The following is a 17413-nucleotide window of genomic DNA, read 5'->3' as shown; positions in this document are numbered from 1 at the left end:
TCCCCTGGCGCATGGGTATGCGGGGGGTGGATAAGTGCAAGTTTTGAGCTACGTCATCGCTCTGGAGGTGCCCGTACCCGTGGCGCCCGGGGACACCCCCAAGGACCTCGTCTTGAAGGCGGAGTACGCCCACTTCCTGGAGCGAACCCAGCTCAAAGAGCTGGTGCCGGAGGCCGAGGCGATCCGCTTCACTGCCCTGGGCCGCTATGACCTCCTCCTGGACCACATCGCCACCCGGCGCTACTTCCAGGGTTTGGAGGAGGGGCGGGAGATCCCTTGGGAGGAGGCGGTGGTGGACTGGTACGGCAACCTTTACCGGCCCACGGTGGAGGCCATCCGCCGCCTAGGGCTTCTTCGGGACTTCCCCGGCCGCACCGAGGCCGACCTTTACCTCTGGGTGATGGACCACCGCTACTTCCTAGCCCAGGAGCTGGGGATGGACCTGGGCCCCGAGGAAGCCGTTCGCTCCTACGAGGTGCAGTTTGGGCCTTGGTGGAAGCGGCTTGGGGGGTGGCTCAAGCGCTTTTACTGGGGAAGAACCCCAGGCGGTGAGAAAAGAGCTTAGAAAAGGCCTCCTCCAAGGGAAAAGTTTGCAGACGGGGCGGGGTTGACTTTCCCTTTCCCCTATGCCATCCTGTATACAGGATGCAGACCTTTGGCTTCCGCCGTCCCAACCAGGTGCGGGAGGCCGTCTACCGGCACCTTAAAGACCTTCTCCTCTCCGGAAGGTTCGCCCCGGGGGAAAGGCTTTCCGAGCCCCTCTTGGCCCAGGAGCTGGGGGTGTCCCGCACCCCGGTGCGGGAGGCCCTTATGCGCCTGGCCGAGGAGGGCTTGGTGGAGCTCGTGCCCGGGAAAGGGGCCCGGGTGCGGGCCTTCAGCCCGGAGGAGGTGGAGGAGGTCTACGGGGTGCGGGCCCTTCTAGAGGGGGAGGCGGCCCGGGAGGCGGCCCTGAGGGCCACCCCTTGGGAGCTGGCGGAGCTGGAAGCGCGCCTCAAGGCCATCGACGAGGCCCCTAGGGAGGACTACCCGGAGCAGATGCGCCGGGACCTGGAGTTCCACCGGGCCCTGGTGCGGCTTTCCGGGAACAAGACCCTTTACCGCCTTTACGAGGACCTGCTTTCCAGCCTGGCCTTGGTGCGGAGCGCCCTGCCCAACCTCTCCCAGGAGGAGACCACCCGCAAGGAACACTGGGCCATCCTCGAGGCCCTGAAAAGGCGCGACCCGGAAGGGGCCAAGCGGGCGGTGGAGGCCCACGTGGGGCGCTTCCGCGACCTGGTGGTGGGCAGGCTGAAAGGAGGGGTATGAACCTGGACCTCATGTATCGGCAGGCGGTGCTTTCCGTGGCGGGAAACCCCAAGGTGGAGGCCCTCATCAAGGGCAGGGCCAGGAGCCTGGTGCGCCGCTACGTGGCGGGGGAGAGCCTGGAGGAGGCCCTCCAGGCGGCGGAGCGGCTGGAGGCCGAGGGGGTGCACGCCATCTTGGACCTCCTGGGGGAGATGGTCCATAGCGAGGAGGAGGCCCGGGGCTTCCAGGCGGGCATCCTGGAGCTGGTCCGCAAAATATCCGAGCGCCCCTGGCCCAAGTACGTTTCCTTGAAGCTCACCCAGCTGGGCCTGGACCTCTCCGAGGCCCTGGCCCTGGAGCTCATGCGGGGCATCCTCCGCGAGGCCGAGCCCAGGGGGGTCTTCGTGCGCCTGGACATGGAGGATTCCCCCAGGGTGGACGCCACCTTGCGCCTCTACAAGGCCTTGCGGGAAGAAGGGTTTACCGGGGTGGGGGTGGTCTTGCAAAGCTACCTCTACCGCACGGAAAAAGACCTCCTGGACCTTCTCCCCTACAAGCCCAACCTCCGCCTGGTGAAAGGCGCTTACCGGGAGCCCAAGGAGGTGGCCTTCCAGGACAAGCGCCTCATCGACGCTGAGTTCCTGCACCTGGGGAAGCTGGCGCTAAAGGAGGGGCTTTACGTGGCCTTGGCCACCCACGATCCCCGCCTCATCGCCGAGGTGAAGCGCTACAACCAGGCCATGGGCATCCCCAAGGAGCGCTTTGAGTTCCAGCTCCTCTACGGGGTGCGCCCGGAGGAGCAAAGGCGTTTGGCCAACGAGGGGTACACCGTGCGGGCCTACGTGCCCTACGGCACCCACTGGTACCCCTACCTAAGCCGGCGCATCGCCGAACGGCCCGAAAACCTGTTTTTGGTGCTAAGGAGCCTCCTAGGAGGCTAAAGGAAAAAAAAGGAGGTGAGGCATGACGGTGGAACCTTTCCGCAACCAGCCCATAGAAACCTTCCAGACGGAGGAGGCCAAGCGGGAGATGCGAGAGGCGTTAAGGCGGGTCAAGGCCGAGTTTGGCCGCCATTATGGCCTCTACATCGATGGGGCCTGGGTGGAGACCCAGGAGAGGATCCTGTCCCTAAACCCCTCGGCTCCCAGCGAGGTGGTGGGGAGCACCGCCAAGGCCGGGCGGGCCGAGGCGGAAGCCGCCCTGGAGGCGGCTTGGAGGGCCTTTAGGACCTGGAAGGACTGGCCCCAGGAGGACCGGAGCCGCCTCCTCCTGAAGGCCGCCGCCCTCATGAAAAGGAGAAGGCGGGAGCTCGAGGCCACCTTGGTCTACGAGATCGGCAAAAACTGGGTGGAAGCCAGCGCCGAGGTGGCCGAGGCCATCGACTTCCTGGAGTACTACGCCCGCCAGGCCCTCAAGCACAAGTACCCCTCCGTGGAGGTGGTGCCCTTCCCTGGCGAAGACAACGAGAGTTTCTATATCCCCTTGGGGGCTGGGGTGGTCATCGCCCCCTGGAACTTCCCCATCGCCATCTTCACCGGGATGATCGCCGGGCCGGTGGCCGTGGGGAACACCGTGGTGGCCAAGCCCGCGGAGGACACGGTGGTCATCGCCGCCAAGGTCTTTGAGATCTTCCACGAGGCGGGCTTCCCTCCCGGGGTGGTGAACCTCCTGCCCGGGGAGGGGCGGGAGGTGGGGGCCTATTTGGTGGAGCACCCCAGGACCCGCTTCGTCAACTTCACGGGGAGCCTCGATGTGGGCCTTTGGATCCACGAAAGGGCAGCCAAGCTGGCCCCTGGCCAGAGGTGGATCAAGCGGGTCTTCCTGGAGCTTGGGGGCAAGGACGCCCTCATCGTGGACGAAACCGCCGACCTGGAAGCCGCTACCGAGGGCATCCTCATCTCCGCCTACGGCTTCCAGGGGCAGAAGTGCTCGGCGGCAAGCCGGCTCATCGTCACGGAGAAGGCCTTTGAGCCCTTGATGGAAAGGGTCTTGAAGCGGGCCGAGCGCCTGGTGGTGGGCCCCGCGGAGGAGAACCCCGACCTGGGCCCCGTGGCCTCCAAGGCCCAGGAGGAAAAAATCCTTTCCTACATTGAGATCGGCAAGGGGGAGGGCCAGCTGGTCCTGGGGGGGGAGCGCCTGGAGGGGGAGGGCTACTTCATCGCCCCCACCGTCTTCACCGAGGTGCCGCCCACGGCCAAGATCGCCCAGGAGGAGATCTTCGGCCCGGTGCTTTCCGTGATCCGGGTGAAGGACTTCTCCGAGGCCCTGGAGGTGGCCAACAACACCGTCTACGGCCTCACGGGTGGGGTTTACTCCCGCAAGCGGGAGCACCTGGAACGGGCCCGGCGGGAGTTCCACGTGGGGAACCTCTACTTCAACCGCAAGATCACCGGAGCCTTGGTGGGCGTGCAGCCCTTCGGCGGCTTCAACCTTTCCGGCACCGACACCAAGGCCGGGGGGCCCGATTACCTCCTGCACTTCCTGCAGATGAAGACGGTGGCCGAAAGGTTCTGAGGTTTCCTTGATGCCCGGCTCCCCCTGGACGCCAGGGGGGGCTTGGGCTATTCTGGGAACATGAGCCCGTTTCCCGCCCTTTGGTGGCCCGGTTAGGTCCCCGGGGGCGGATGGGCGTGTTTCCCCGGGGCTAGGCCCCGGGGTTTTTGTAAGGAGCGGCATGGAAACCATAAGGCCTTTTCGCAAGACCCTTTTGGCGGACCTGGAAACCCCGGTGACCGCTTACCTAAAGCTTTCGGAGAAGGCCCCGGTGAGCTTTCTTCTGGAGTCGGTGGAGCGGGGAAGGCAAAGCCGCTTTTCCATCATCGGGGTGGGGGCCCGGCGCACCTTCCGCCTGAAGGACGGGATTTTCACCGTAAACGGGGAAAGGGTGGAAACCCGGGACCCCTTGCGCACCCTTTATGAGGCGGTTCATGCTCCCATGGAGCGGCACCCCGACTTGCCCCCCTTCTTCGGGGGGTGGTGGGGTACGCCGCCTACGACCTCATCCGCCACTACGAGCGCCTGCCCTCCCTGAAGCCCGACGATCTGGGCCTCCCCGACCTCCTCTTCGTGGAACCCGAGGTGGTGGCGGTCTTTGACCACCTGAAAAATCTCCTGCACCTGGTGGCCCCGGGGCGGGATCTCGAGGAGGCCGAAGCCCGCCTTCTTTGGGCCGAGAAAAAGCTTAAGGGTCCCTTGCCAGGGGTGCCGGGGGAAAGGCCAGGGGGGAGGGCCCGCTTTGAGCCCGACATGGGCCGGGAGGAGTACTTAAGGGCGGTGGAAAGGGCCTTGGAGTACATTCGCGCCGGGGACATCTTCCAGGTGGTCCTCTCCTTACGGCTTTCCTCCCCCCTCACCGTCCACCCCTTTGCCCTCTACCGGGCGCTTCGGAGCGTGAACCCAAGCCCCTACATGGGCTATTTGGACCTGGGGGAGGTGGTCCTGGTTTCGGCGAGCCCCGAAAGCCTTCTCCGCTCCGATGGCCGCAAGGTGGTCACCCGGCCCATCGCCGGCACAAGGCCCCGGGGGAAGGACGAGGAGGAAGACCAAAGGCTTGCGGAGGAGCTTCTAAGGGACGAGAAGGAAAGGGCCGAGCACGTGATGCTTCTGGACCTTTCCCGCAACGACATCGGCCGGGTTTCCGCCTTCGGCACGGTGCGGGTTTTGGAGCCCTTGCGCGTGGAGGGGTACTCCCACGTGATGCACCTGGTGTCCACGGTGGAAGGGGTGTTGGCGGAGGGCAAGACCCCCTTGGACGCCCTGGCCAGCGTCCTCCCCATGGGCACGGTCTCGGGAGCCCCCAAGATAAGGGCCATGGAGATCATCGAGGAGCTGGAGCCCCACCGCCGGGGGCCCTACGGGGGGAGCTTCGGGTATCTGGCTTACGACGGGGCCATGGACGTGGCCCTCACCTTGCGCACCTTCGTGATCGCAAACGGCTGGATGCACGTGCAGGCGGGGGCGGGCATCGTGGCGGACTCGGTGCCGGAAAGGGAGTACGAGGAGTGCTGGAACAAGGCGAGGGCCCTTCTGCGGGCGGTGGAGATGGCGGAGGAGGGACTATGACCCCCACCCCGGCTTGCGGCGCTAGGGGGGCCACGAAAAGGAGGCAGGCAAAATGAGGGTGCTGGTGATCGACAACTACGATAGCTTCACCTACAACTTGGTGCAGTATTTGGGGGAACTGGGGGCAAGCCCCATCGTGTGGCGGAACGACCGCTTTCAGTTGGAGGAGGTGGAGGCTTTGGACCCGGACCGCGTCCTCATAAGCCCAGGCCCCTGCACTCCCTTGGAGGCCGGGCTTTCCCTGCCCCTCATCGCCCGCTACGCCCCCCGCTACCCCATCCTGGGGGTCTGCCTGGGGCACCAGGCCATCGGCATGGCCTTCGGGGGCAAGGTGGTGCCCGCCCCCATCGTCATGCACGGCAAGGTGAGCGAGATCCACCACGACGGCACCGGCCTTTTCCGGGGTCTGCCTAACCCCTTTCCCGCCACCCGCTACCACTCCCTGGTGGTGGAGGAGGTGCCGGAAGACCTCCGGGTGAACGCCTGGGTGGAGGAGGCGGGGGGGCGCACGGTGATGGGCTTCCGCCACCGCCAGTACCCCACCCACGGGGTGCAGTTCCACCCGGAAAGCTACCTGACGGAAGCCGGTAAACTCATCCTCAAGAACTTCTTGGAGGACCCATGGACGCGGTGAAGAAGGCGCTTTTGGGGGAGGTGCTCACGGAGGAGGAAGCCTTTGGCCTCATGGGGGCCATGATGCGGGGGGAGCTCAGCCCGGTGCGGGTGGCGGGGGTGCTCACCGCCATGGCCCTAAGGGGGGAGACCCCCCAGGAGATCGCCGCCATGGCGAAGGCCATGCGGGAAGCGGCCCGGCGTATCCCCGTAAGCCGCAGGCCCCTTTTGGACATCGTGGGCACCGGGGGGGACCACCAGGGGCTTTTGAACCTCTCCACCTTGGGGGCCCTGGTGGCGGCGGCGGGGGGGTGGCGGTGGCCAAGCACGGGAACCGGGCGGCAAGCTCCCGTGCGGGCTCTGCGGACCTCCTCGAGGCCCTGGGGGTGGACCTGGAGGCTTCCCCTGAGCGGGTGGGGGAGGCCATTGAGGCGCTGGGCTTTGGCTTCCTCTTCGCCCGGGTTTTTCACCCCGCCATGCGCCACGTGGCCCCGGTGCGGGCCGAGCTGGGCATCCGCACCGTCTTCAACCTCCTGGGCCCCCTCACCAACCCCGCGGGGGCGGACCGGTATGTGCTTGGGGTCTATAGCCCCAGGTGGCTTGCCCCCATGGCCGAGGCCCTGGGGCACCTGGGGGCAGGGGGCCTGGTGGTCCACGGGGAGGGGGCGGACGAACTGGTCCTGGGGGAGAACCAGGTGGTGGAGGTGGGGCGGGGGGCCTATGCCCTCACCCCCGAGGAGGTGGGCCTCCCCCGTCTTTCCCTCGAGGCCCTAAAGGGCGGCTCCCCCCAGGAGAACGCCGAGCTGGCCAAAAGGATCCTAAAGGGGGAGGAGAAAGGCCCTCACGCCCAAGGGGTGGCCCTGGCCGCGGGGGCGGGCTTCTACGCGGCCGGGAGGGCGCCCTCCATACAGGAGGGGGTGCGCCTGGCCCGGGAGGTCCTGGCCTCGGGGGAGGCGTACCTGCTCCTGGAGCGCTACGTGGCCTTCCTGAGGGGCCGATAACCTTTCCGCCTTGCAAAGTGGGGCCCCCACGCGGACGCAGCCTGCGTGGGGGGACCCTATACCCAGCTCACCGCCCCGAAGGTGTCCTCCCGCCTGGGGCTGGTGGAGAAGAGGACCACGGGCACCCCGGTGTATTCCTCGATGAGCTCCAGGTAGCGCCTTAGGGATGTGGGAAGGTCCTCCCGGCTTCGCACCCCGGAAACCTCCCCCCAGCCCTCGAGGTCCAGGTAGCGCACCGCCTCGGGGCTCGTCTCCCCGGGCCGGGCTCCATCTAGGTATTCCACCGCCACCCTAATCCTGTCCAACCCGGAGAGCACGTCCAGCTTGGTGAGGGCCAGGCCGTCAAACCCGTTCACCTCACAGGCGTACTTGAGGGCCACCAGGTCCAGCCAGCCCACCCGCCTGGGGCGGCCCGTGGTGGTGCCGTACTCCCCGCCCCGTTCCCTTAAATAATGGGCCAGCTTCCCTTGGAGCTCCGTGGGGAAGGGACCCTCCCCCACCCTCGTGGCGTAGGCCTTGGCCACCCCGTACACCTTGGTGATGGCCTTGTGGTTTAGCCCCGTGCCCACCAGGATGCCGCCCACCGTGGGGTGGGAGCTGGTCACGTAGGGGTAGGTGCCGTAGTTGAGGTCCAACAGGGTGGCTTGGGCCCCTTCAAAGAGAAGCCGCTTGCCCCGCTTGAGGGCTTCCCGCAAGAGGCTTCCGGTGTCCGCCACAAAGGGGGCCAGGATCTCCCGCATCCGATAGAGGTCGGCCATGGCCTTTTCCTCCGTGTCCCAGCCCGCTTCCCGGGTGGAGTTGGGCTTTTCCAAAAGGAGGCGGCGCACCCGTTCCCTTAACACCTCTTCCTTTAGGAGGTCCCCAGCCCGGATCCCCACCCTCCTGGCCCGGTCGGAATAGGCGGGGCCGATGCCCCGGCCAGTGGTGCCCACGAAGTTGTGGCGGCTTTCCACGTGCTTGTGGTGGGGAAGGACCAGGTGGGCCCGTTCCGAAACCAGCACCTGGGGATGGAAACCCTCCTTTCTCAGGGCCGCAAGCTCCTCCTGGAAACGGAAGGGGTCTATGACCATCCCGTCCCCCAGGACGTTCACCGCATGGGGATGGATAACCCCCGAGGGTAGAAGGTTCAGCTTGAAGACCCGCCCCTCCGCCACCACCGTGTGGCCAGCGTTGGCCCCGCCCTGGTAGCGGATCACGTAATCGGCTTCCTGAGCGAGGGCATCCACCACCTTACCCTTGCCCTCGTCCCCCCACTGGGCTCCTATGATGGCGACTCCCGGCATCCCCTTAAAGCTTACGCCAAGCGGAAGGGATTGAAGTCCGTGTCCCGGTCGTAGACGTCAAGCCCTTCCACCCGCTTAAGGAAGCCCACCACCCCGTAGGTGATGGGGAGCATGAGGGCCTCCACCCCCACCTTGAACACGTAGTTGGAGAGGAAGACCGCCCACAGCACCTCCGGAGGGAAGACCCCGTAGAAGGCCACCAGGAGAAAGATGCCCGTGTCCAGCCCCTGGCCCACCAGGGTGGAGGTGAGGGCCCTAAGCCAAAAGAAGCGTCCTTCCGTCTTCACCTTAAGCTTGGCCAGGACATAGGCGTTGGCGAACTCCCCCACGAAGTAGGCCAGGAGGCTTCCCAGGACGATCCTGGGGGTAAGGCCCAAAAGGAGGCCGAAGGCCTGAGCGAAGCGCTGGCTTTCCTCATCCTTGGGGGCGGGGAGGGCGGCTACTCCCTGGAAGGTAAGGGTGGCCAGGAGGAGGGCAAAGAAGCCGAGCCAAATCACCCGGCGGCTACGCCTATAGCCGTAGACTTCGGTGAGCACGTCCCCGAAGATGTAGGCCAAGGGGAAAAGCAGGGTACCGCCGTCAAAGGTAAAGGGCCCCAACACCACCAGCTTGGTGGAGGCCACGTTGGAAACCAAAAGCACGGCGGCGAAGAGAACGGCGATCAGGTCCAGGTACTTCATTCTTCCTCCGGGCGGATGGAGGTGATGAAGGGCAGGTTGCGGTCGAACTGGGCCCGGTCCAGGCCGTACCCGTAGACGTAGGCGTCCTCGATCTCGAAGCCCAGGTAGTGGATGGGCACCTCCACCTGGCGACGGCTGGGCTTGGAGAGGAGGGCGGCCACCCGGATGGAGGCGGGCTTTCGGGCCTCGAGGTAGTCCAGGAGGTAGGCGAGGGTAAGCCCGGTGTCCACGATGTCCTCCACCACGATGACATCCCGGCCGTGGATGGGAAGGCGGAGGTCCTTCAATAGCTCCACCTCGCCGCTACTGCGGTAGGCGTTCCCGTAAGAGCTGATGGAGATGAAGTCCAGGGTCAGGGGTAAGGGGATGGCCCTGACCAAGTCGGCCATGAAGACGAAGGCCCCGTTCAACACGCAGATGAGGTGGGGGGTTTTCCCCTGGTAGTCCTGGGCGATCTGGGCGCCCAGCTCTTTCACCCGTTGCTCTATGGCCTCGGCTGGGATTTGCACGGGTCCGTTCCCCGCGGTGAACATGCCCTTCATTCTAGCCCGCTTTTCCGGAGGAGGGCCGCCACCTCCTCCTCGGAGAGCCTGCGCCACCGCCCTGGAGGTAGGTTCCCCAGGCGGATGGGGCCCACCTGCACCCTTAGGAGGCGCCTCACCGGGTATCCCACCGCCTTGAGCATCCTCCGTACCTCCCGCTTCCTCCCCTCGGTCAGGGTGAGGAGGGCCCCCCCAGGGGCGGGGCGGCAGAAAAGGGCCCGGGCAGGGCCGTCTTCCAGCTCCACTCCCTGCACGAGCTTCCGGCAGATGGCCTCCGGCAGGGTGCCCTTTTCCGTGTAGACCCGGTAGACCTTCCTGACCCCGTACCGGGGGTGGGTGAGGCGGAGGGTCAGGTGGCCGTCGTTGGTGAGGAGGAGGAGCCCCTCTGAGTCCCGGTCCAGGCGGCCTATGGGGTGGAGGCCGGGGATATCGGGCAAAAGGTCAAAGACCGTGTGCGCCGCGTGGGGGTCATGGCGGGTGGTGGTGTAGCCCCTGGGCTTGTGCAGGGCCAGGACCACCCTCTCCTGGGGCAGTTCCACCCGTCTTCCGTCCACCTCCACCACGTCCCCTGGCCCCACCTTCTGCCCCAGGCGGGCCACCGCCCCGTTCACCCGCACCCGGCCCTCGAGGATGAGCCTCTCCGCCTTCCGGCGGCTTCCCACCCCGGCCCGGGCCAGGAAGGCTTGCAGGCGCATCACGGGAACCTGGGAGGGCGTTTCTCCTTGAGGGCCTTCAGGCCCTCTTCCAGCTCTTTCCCGGAAAACCCCAAAAACTCCAGGGCCAAGGACACCTCAAAGTGGGGCACGAGGGTGCGGAACCATCCGTTCAGGGCGTGCTTGGTGAGGCTTAAGGCCTCCTTGGGGCCTTGGGCCAGGCGGGTGGCCACCTCGAGGGCCTTTTCGTACACCTTTTCATCCTCCACCGCCAAGGCGATGAGGCCCAGCCGCTCCGCCTCCTCCCCGGTGAGGGGTTCGTTGAGGAGGAGGTGGTATTTGGCCTTGGCCATGCCCACCAGGAGGGGCCAAAGGAGGACCGCATGGTCCCCGGCCGCCACCCCAAGCCTAAGATGTCCGTCCAGAAGCCTGGCCTTCTTGCCCGCCACCACCACGTCGCTGGCCAGGGCCAAGGCCAGCCCCGCCCCCACCGCCACCCCCTCCACCGCGGCCACCACCGGCCTGGGGAAGCCCAAGGGCCCGAGCACCAGCTCCCTCGCCTCCCAAAAGACCCGCATCAGGGCCTCGTGGGAGGAGCGCATCTCCTCGATGAGGGCGAAGGAACCCCCGGCGGAGAAGACCCCACCCTGGCCCCTCAAAAGAATGGCCTTAACTCCTTCCACCTCCTCGAGGTCGCGCCAGACCCGGGCCAGGTCCCGGTGGGCTTCGGGGCCTAAGGCGTTGAGTTTTTCCCCCCTGAGGGTGATCTCCAGCACCCCAAGCCGAGGCCAGGTGAAGGCGAGGCTAGGGTAGCGACCTTCTAGATCCATGCCTCCATTCTTTCCCCTACCGGATGGTGATACAATCCCCTAGGCATGGCCCTCTACGCGGTGGACAAGCCCCTCTACCTCACCTCCCATGATGCGGTGGAGGAGGCGAGGCGCCTGCTTGGTACCCGCCGGGTAGGGCATACGGGAACCCTGGACCCTCTGGCCACGGGCCTTCTCCTTTTGGTTTCCGACGAGAGCACCAAGCTGGTCCCCTTCCTTTCAGGGGAGGACAAGGAGTACATCGCCTGGGTTTCCTTCGGGGCCACCACCCCCACTTTGGATGCGGAAGGGCCGGTGAGCGAGGAGGCGCCGGTGCGCTTTGAGCGCAAGGACTTGGAAAGCGTTCTCCCTTCATTTTTGAAGCTCAAGGAGCAGGTGCCTCCCCTCTACTCCGCCATCAAGGTGGGAGGAAAAAGGGCCTACGAGGCCGCTCGGGAGGGAAAGCCCTTGGAGCTTGGCACAAGGCCGGTAAGGTACCTGGAGGTGGAACTCCTTGCCTTGGACCCCGAGCCCATACCCCATCCCATCGCTCCCTCAGCCAAGGGTTGGCGGCTTGCGGAAAAGGGTGGGCGCAAGGTGGAGCTTCCGAAACCCTTGGGTCCCTACCCCACGGCGGTGATCCGCTTGGTGGTGGGCCCCGGCACCTATGTGCGGGCCTTTGCCCGGGACCTGGGGGAGAAGCTCAGGACCAAGGCGTTCCTTTCCGGGCTGGTGCGCACCCGCATCGGCAAGGTGGGGCTGGAACGGGCGGTGAGGCTTTCCGAACTCTCCCCGGAAAAGGCCATCCCCGAGACCGATGTCCTGCCCTTTCCGGTGGTGGAGCTCTCCCATACCGAGGCCCGGCGGGTGCTGGAGGGGGTGCCCTTGCCCATCCCCGCCTTGGGCTATGTGGCCCTGGTGGACTCCCGAAGAAGGCTTCTGGCCATCGCTGAGGGGGATGGCTTCAAGCTCAAGATAAGGCGTGTCTTTGTAAAGGAGGCGTAGTATGGTGATCGGCGTTCCCAAAGAGATCAAGACCCTGGAGAACCGCGTGGCCATGACCCCGGGTGGGGTGGAAAGCCTGGTCAAGCGGGGGCATACCGTTTTGGTGGAGCGGGGGGCGGGGGTGGGCTCGGGCCTATCCGATGCCGAGTACGAGCGGGCGGGGGCTGAGCTGGTGAGCCGGGAAGAGGCCTGGGGGGCGGAGGTGGTGGTGAAGGTGAAGGAGCCCCTTCCCGAGGAGTTTCGCTTTTTGCGCCCCGGGCTTATCCTCTTTACCTATCTGCACCTGGCCGCTGACCGCGTCCTCACCGAGGCCATGCTGCAAAGCGGGGTCACGGGAATCGCCTACGAGACCGTGCAGCTTCCCGATGGCTCCCTTCCTCTCCTCGTTCCCATGAGCGAGGTGGCGGGGCGCATGGCCCCCCAGGTGGGAGCCCAGTTCCTGGAGAAGCCCCATGGAGGGCGGGGGGTGCTTCTCGGGGGGTGCCCGGAGTGGCCCCGGCCAGCGTGGTCATCCTGGGGGGTGGGACCGTGGGCACCAACGCTGCCAAGATCGCCTTGGGCATGGGGGCCCAGGTGACCATCCTGGACGTGAACCACCGGAGGCTCCAGTACCTGGACGACGTCTTTGGGGGGAGGGTCATCACCCTCACCGCCACCGAGGCCAACATCAAGCGGAGCATCCAGCACGCGGACCTCCTCATCGGGGCGGTCTTGGTGCCCGGGGCCAAGGCCCCCAAGTTGGTTACCCGGGACATGCTCCCCCTTATGAAGGAGGGCTCGGTGATCGTGGATGTGGCCGTGGACCAGGGGGGATGCGTGGAAACCATCCGCCCCACCACCCACGCCGAGCCCACCTACGTGGTGGAGGGAGTGGTGCACTACGGGGTGGCCAACATGCCGGGGGCGGTGCCCAGGACCAGCACCTTTGCCCTCACCAACCAGACCCTGCCCTACGTGCTGAAGCTGGCGGAAAAGGGCCTTCAGGCCCTTCTGGGGGATGACGCCCTCCTCAAGGGCTTGAACACCCACAAAGGGCTCCTCACCCATCCCGGGGTGGCGGAGGCCTTCGGTCTGCCCTATACTCCCCCAGAGGAGGCCCTAAGGAGGTAGGATGCAAGGACGGGTGACGGTAACCGAGGGGGCCTTGGCCTCCTTGTTGGCCCTGGCGGCCCACGAGGTGCCGGGGGTGGTAGGGATGGCCCCGGCGGGGCTTAAGGACCAGGTGGTGCGCATCCTGGGGCGGCAGGAGGCCAGCGAGGGGGTGGTGGTGCGCCAGGACCCGGCGAGCCCGGGAAAGTACACCGCCGACTTCTACGTGGTGGTGGCGGTGGGCACTCGCATCCCCACGGTGGTGGAGTCCCTGGCGGAGCGGGTGGCCTTCGCTGCCAAGAAGCTCGCCGGGGTGGAGCTTTCCCAGGTGCGGGTGCACGTGGTGGGGGTGGGGCGTGGCTAGTTGGACCCCGGGGGAGCTGGCGGAGGCCTTCCGCTACGCCACGGACTGGTTCCGGGTCTACGTGGAGGAGTTGAACGCCCTGAACGTTTACCCGGTGCCCGACGGGGACACAGGGACCAACATGCACCTCACCCTGGAGGCCGCCCGGCGGGAGCTGGATCTTACCGACACTTCCAAGATGCCTGAGGTGGCCCGGGCCATCGCCTATGGCAGCCTCTTGGGGGCCCGGGGGAACAGCGGGGTGATCCTCTCCCAGATCCTCAAGGGCTTTAGCGAGGCCCTGCGCAAGCGAGAGGTGCTGGACGCCCCAGGGCTCGCGGAGGCCCTGCGCCTGGGGGCGGAGACGGGCTACAAGGCGGTGATGAAGCCGGTGGAGGGGACCATCCTCACCGTGGCCCGGGCGGCGGCGGAAGGGGCCAGGGGCGGAAGCCTCGAGGCCGTCCTGGAAAGCGCTCTGGAGGCTGCTCGGGAGGCTTTGGCCAGAACCCCCGAACTCCTTCCCGTGCTGAAGCAAGCCGGGGTGGTGGACGCAGGCGGCGCGGGGTACGTGCGCTTCCTGGAGGGCCTGAAGGGGTATGCCTTTAAGCTTCCCCTCCCGGAGCCTCCGAAGGTGGAGCGCTACGCCCAGACCGCTTTCGCCACCGAGGAGTTCGGCTACTGCACGGAGTTCCTCATGGAGGGGGTGGAGGTGCCCATAGAGAAGATCCGAGAAGCGGTGGCGCCTTTCGGGGACTCCCTCTTGGTGGTGGGGGCTGAGGGGTATGTGAAGGGGCACATCCACACCGATGACCCCGATGGCCTCCTGGTCACCGTGGCCCGCTTCGGCCGCATGGTGCGCACCAAGGTGGAAGACATGACCGAGCAACACACGGAGATCCTGGCCATGGTGGGGGCAGGGGAGGAGGCCCCTCCTCCCACGGGCCTGGTGGCGGTGGCCCTGGGGCATGGCCCGAGTCGGGTCTTCCGGAGTTTGGGGGCCCGGGTGGTGGCGGGAGGGCAAACGCAAAACCCCAGCGTGGAGGACCTGCTGGCCGCCATAAGGAGCGTGGCCAGCCCCAAGGTGATCCTTCTGCCTAACAACCCGAACGTCTTCCTGGCGGCGGAGAAGGCGGCGGAGCTGGCCAAAGCCCAGGGCAAAGAGGTGTACGTGCTCAAAACCCGCACCCTGGGTCAGGGCCTGGCGGCGGCGGTGCGCTACCTGTCTGAGGCGGAGGTGGAGGAGCTTCTTCCCGAGATGGAGGAGGCCCTGAAGGGGGCGGTGACCCTCGAGGTCACCTGGGCCAGCCGGGACGCCGAGGTGGATGGGGTCAAGGTCCTGAAGGATAAGCCCATCGGGCTTCTGGATGGCAGGCTGGTCCTCATGGGAGAAACCCCCGAGGAGGTGCTGGAAGGCCTCATCCGCCTGGCGGGCGAGGGGAAGGAGGTCCTCACCCTCTTCCTGGGGCCCAATACCCCCAGGGAAAAGGCCGAGGAGGTGGCGGCCAAGTTCCCCGAGCTGGCGGTGGAGATCCTCCCCGGGGGCCCCGACCTGTACGCCTACCTGGGGGTCTTGGAGTAGCCTAAAGAAAGCCTAAGTTCCTTCCCCCTTTTCCCGGGCTATGCTGGGGGAAAGGGGGTTTTATGTGGCGGATGGCCAGAGGGATGGTTGTGGGCTTAGCGGTTCTCACCCTCGCGGCTTGCAATCTCCAGGGTACCCCGCCTGTGAGCGGGGACCTATTGGTGGGAGGTTCGGTGATCGCCGACCTGCCCCCAGCCCAGGAGAGCGGGGGGGAGCTAAGGCCGGGGGTAAAGGTATACCGCATAGCCCTAGACCAGGACCAGGCGGTGGGGGTGAGTGCGGTTTCTGCGGACCTTCAAGGGAGGGCCCGGCTCCGCCTGGTGCTTCTGGACGATAGAGGAGTGGTGCAGGCGGTGAGCGTGGCCCGGAACTGGTTTGCCGCCAGGCAGGAGCTTGCTCCCCTTTCCCTGCGCCCCCAGATCACCACCGACCCCGGGTACCGTCTGAACTTCAAGGGGCAGGCGGGCCAGGTCTTCTACCCCACATTCCGCACCCCTCCCACCTTCCCGTAGGATTTCGGGGTGGCAGAGACTCCCGACCTGCAGGTGTACGACCTCGGCCACCTGGGCTTGGTGGCCGGCATCCTGGACCGCATCGGACTGGTATCCCTGGTGGACAGGCGGGTAGGTCCCCGCCCGGGGGAGAAGGTAAGCACGGGGGTTGCCCTGAAGGCCGCGGTCCTCAACGCCCTGGGCTTCCTCTCCTCCCCCCTTTACCTCTTCGGCCACTTCTGGGAGGGCAAGCCCACGGAGTGGCTCTTGGGGAAGGGGATCACCCCGGACCTCCTCAACGACGACCGCATGGGGCGGATGCTGGACAGCCTGTATGCGGTGGGGGTGACGGAGCTCTTCCTGGAGGTGGCCAAGGAGGCCCACCGGGCCTTTGCCTTCCCGGTGCGGGCCTTGCACGTGGACACCACCAGCTTTCACGTGCACGGGAGGGGTGATGGGCCTGGTGTGCGCGGACACGGGGGGCATCCCCCTGCTCTTTGCTCCTGAGGACGGGAACGCTGCGGACCGCAAGACCCTGGTGGACCTGGTGTCCCGGTACCGGGAGGCCTTGGACCTGGGGGAGGTGGTGGTCCTGGACGGGGCGGGCTACACCCGGGAGAACCTGAAGGCCCTGGGGTCTTTCCCTTGGATCCTGCGGGTGCCGGCCACGTTGCGGGAGGCCAAGGCCTTGCTTGGGGAGGAGTTTCCGGAGGGGGCGTGGGTTTCCCTGGACCCGGGGTACCGGGGGCTGGAGGTGGAGAGGACCTACGGGGGCGTACGGCAGCGGTGGGTGTTGGTGGAGAGCGCGGCGCGGGGGGAAGAGGAGAGGGGCAGGCTGGAGGAGCGGATAGGGCGGGCGCAAAGGGAGGCGGAAGGGGTCCTGCGGAGGCTTTTGGCGCGGCGGTTTGCCTGCGATAGGGATGCCCGGCGGGCTTTGGAGGAGGCGAGCCGGGGGCTGGCCTACCACCGCCGGGTGTACCTGGGGGTGCGGGAGGAGCGGCGGAGGGGAAAGGTGGGGCGCCCCCGGAAGGGGGAAAGCCCTTTGGGGGTGGGGTACCGCCTTTGGGCGCGGGTGGAGCGGGACGAGGGGAAGGTGGCGAAGGCGAAGCGGGGGCTGGGGAGGTTTCTCCTGGCCACCAACGTGCTGGAGCGGGAGAGGCTCCCTTTGGGGGAGGTGCTTGAGCGGTACAAGGGGCAGACGCGCACGGTGGAGCGGGGGTTCCGCTTTCTAAAAGACCCCATGTTCTTCACGGGGAGCACCTTTTTGAAGCGGCCGGAGCGGGTGATGGCTTTGGGGATGGTGATGGCCCTGGCGCTGCTGGTGTACGCCTTGGGGGAGTGGGAGCTGCGGCGGAGGCTTGAGGAGGAGGGGGAGGGGGTGCCGGACCAGAAGGGGAAGTCCACGGCGAGGCCCACCTTGCGGTGGGTGTTCCAGCTCTTTTTTTGGTTGCGTCTGGTGGTCCTGGAAGGACGGGTGGCGGTGCTAAACCTCAAGCCCCATCACGAGCGGGTGGTGCGCCTCTTGGGGGTGGAGCGATATTACCTCCTGGAGTGAGAGGGGTGCGGAATGTGGGTTCTACCTTCGGGTGGAAAACTATGCCTTAAGCCAGGATCGGGTAACCCTTTACGCCAATCCCTTTATCCCCAATCCGGCGGGGAATGGGGGGGCCTTCACCTCCGGCACCGTGCAGGGGGCCATAGAGTTTGTGGGGGAGTTTGACCGGTATGACGTTTCTTCTGCCTCAGGGTACCTGAGGTTCACCTATTCTGGACCCCTGGACCTGGTGGCGCTCCTCTACCCCTCGCCTCAAGACCCTAGCCCCTTGGTCCTGGACCCGGTGATGAACTGCGCCCCCATCTCCCCCGCCACCCTTCTGGTGGTGCGGGATAGGGGCTTGGCCCGGGCTGGGTTTAACGAGGGGAATAGCGGTCGGTATGGGTTAGCCATCTCCTCCACCCCGTGCCCCTAGGCTTCTTTGA

Annotated in this window: 13 protein-coding genes and 6 pseudogenes; 14 read left to right on the top strand and 5 right to left on the bottom strand. The window is 66.4% G+C overall.

Going from position 1 to position 17413, the window contains the following annotated elements:
* Positions 1-46: 46 nt before the first annotated feature.
* The 7 genes and pseudogenes from EBI04_RS08330 to trpD form a co-directional block, all read left to right on the top strand.
* Positions 47-565 (top strand): annotated as a pseudogene (locus EBI04_RS08330) (DUF4032 domain-containing protein); the annotation flags it as partial.
* Positions 566-645: 80 nt separating this feature from the next.
* Positions 646-1305: a GntR family transcriptional regulator gene (locus tag EBI04_RS08325; protein ID WP_135257062.1), complete on the top strand. Its 660-nt coding sequence runs from the start codon at positions 646-648 to the stop codon at positions 1303-1305.
* On the top strand, positions 1302-2225 hold the full coding sequence (locus tag EBI04_RS08320) for a proline dehydrogenase (RefSeq protein WP_135257061.1): 924 nt from the start codon (positions 1302-1304) through the stop codon (positions 2223-2225). The genes EBI04_RS08325 and EBI04_RS08320 overlap by 4 nt, the downstream gene beginning before the upstream one ends.
* Before the next feature lie 22 nt (positions 2226-2247).
* On the top strand, positions 2248-3798 hold the full coding sequence (gene pruA, locus EBI04_RS08315) for an L-glutamate gamma-semialdehyde dehydrogenase (RefSeq protein WP_135257060.1): 1551 nt from the start codon (positions 2248-2250) through the stop codon (positions 3796-3798).
* A gap of 160 nt (positions 3799-3958) precedes the next feature.
* Positions 3959-5346, top strand: a pseudogene (gene trpE / locus EBI04_RS08310) (anthranilate synthase component I).
* A 52-nt stretch (positions 5347-5398) separates the two neighbouring features.
* A complete protein-coding gene (locus tag EBI04_RS08305; protein ID WP_135257059.1) occupies positions 5399-5980 on the top strand; it encodes an anthranilate synthase component II in 582 nt (193 codons plus the stop codon).
* A pseudogene (gene trpD / locus EBI04_RS08300) lies at positions 5968-6959 on the top strand (anthranilate phosphoribosyltransferase). The gene EBI04_RS08305 and the pseudogene trpD overlap by 13 nt, the downstream one beginning before the upstream one ends.
* A 56-nt stretch (positions 6960-7015) precedes the next feature.
* On the opposite strand, the gene EBI04_RS08295 reads toward trpD, so the two are convergent.
* Genes EBI04_RS08295 through EBI04_RS08275 form a run of 5 tightly spaced genes read right to left on the bottom strand, consistent with a single transcriptional unit; the run spans position 7016 to position 10947 of the window.
* A complete protein-coding gene (locus EBI04_RS08295; RefSeq protein WP_135257058.1) occupies positions 7016-8242 on the bottom strand; it encodes an adenylosuccinate synthase in 1227 nt (408 codons plus the stop codon).
* Between the two features lie 11 nt (positions 8243-8253).
* Positions 8254-8922 carry a queuosine precursor transporter gene (locus tag EBI04_RS08290; RefSeq protein ID WP_135257057.1) on the bottom strand — a complete coding sequence of 223 codons (669 nt, stop codon included), beginning with the start codon at positions 8920-8922 and terminating at the stop codon, positions 8254-8256.
* On the bottom strand, positions 8919-9464 hold the full coding sequence (gene hpt / locus EBI04_RS08285; protein ID WP_135257056.1) for a hypoxanthine phosphoribosyltransferase: 546 nt from the start codon (positions 9462-9464) through the stop codon (positions 8919-8921). The genes EBI04_RS08290 and hpt overlap by 4 nt, the downstream gene beginning before the upstream one ends.
* Entirely contained in the window at positions 9461-10159 is a 699-nt protein-coding gene (locus EBI04_RS08280; protein WP_135257055.1) for a pseudouridine synthase, read from the bottom strand. Before EBI04_RS08280 ends, hpt begins: the two co-directional genes overlap by 4 nt.
* Entirely contained in the window at positions 10159-10947 is a 789-nt protein-coding gene (locus tag EBI04_RS08275; protein WP_135257054.1) for an enoyl-CoA hydratase/isomerase family protein, read from the bottom strand. The genes EBI04_RS08280 and EBI04_RS08275 overlap by 1 nt, the downstream gene beginning before the upstream one ends.
* A gap of 45 nt (positions 10948-10992) precedes the next feature.
* Between EBI04_RS08275 and truB the strand changes: the two genes are divergently transcribed.
* The 7 genes and pseudogenes from truB to EBI04_RS08240 all read left to right on the top strand — a co-directional run.
* Positions 10993-11931: a tRNA pseudouridine(55) synthase TruB gene (gene truB / locus EBI04_RS08270; protein ID WP_135257053.1), complete on the top strand. Its 939-nt coding sequence runs from the start codon at positions 10993-10995 to the stop codon at positions 11929-11931.
* A gap of 1 nt (position 11932) precedes the next feature.
* Positions 11933-13041: pseudogene (gene ald / locus EBI04_RS08265) on the top strand (alanine dehydrogenase).
* A 1-nt stretch (position 13042) separates the two neighbouring features.
* Positions 13043-13384: an Asp23/Gls24 family envelope stress response protein gene (locus EBI04_RS08260; RefSeq protein ID WP_135257052.1), complete on the top strand. Its 342-nt coding sequence runs from the start codon at positions 13043-13045 to the stop codon at positions 13382-13384.
* Positions 13377-14942 (top strand): DAK2 domain-containing protein, encoded by a 1566-nt coding sequence (gene fakA, locus EBI04_RS08255; RefSeq protein ID WP_135257051.1) that lies wholly within the window; start codon positions 13377-13379, stop codon positions 14940-14942. The genes EBI04_RS08260 and fakA overlap by 8 nt, the downstream gene beginning before the upstream one ends.
* 89 nt (positions 14943-15031) lie before the next feature.
* Positions 15032-15454: a hypothetical protein gene (locus EBI04_RS13525; RefSeq protein ID WP_240695267.1), complete on the top strand. Its 423-nt coding sequence runs from the start codon at positions 15032-15034 to the stop codon at positions 15452-15454.
* Between the two features lie 9 nt (positions 15455-15463).
* Positions 15464-16988 (top strand): annotated as a pseudogene (locus EBI04_RS08245) (IS1634 family transposase).
* Between the two features lie 19 nt (positions 16989-17007).
* Positions 17008-17403 (top strand): annotated as a pseudogene (locus EBI04_RS08240) (hypothetical protein); the annotation flags it as partial.
* Positions 17404-17413: the final 10 nt, after the last annotated feature.

It is taken from the genome of Thermus caldilimi (assembly GCF_004684245.1).
In the GTDB taxonomy this organism is placed as follows: Bacteria; Deinococcota; Deinococci; order Deinococcales; family Thermaceae; genus Thermus; species Thermus caldilimi.
Note: the sequence above shows the minus strand (reverse complement) of the source record. Positions and strands in the feature narration are given on the sequence as shown.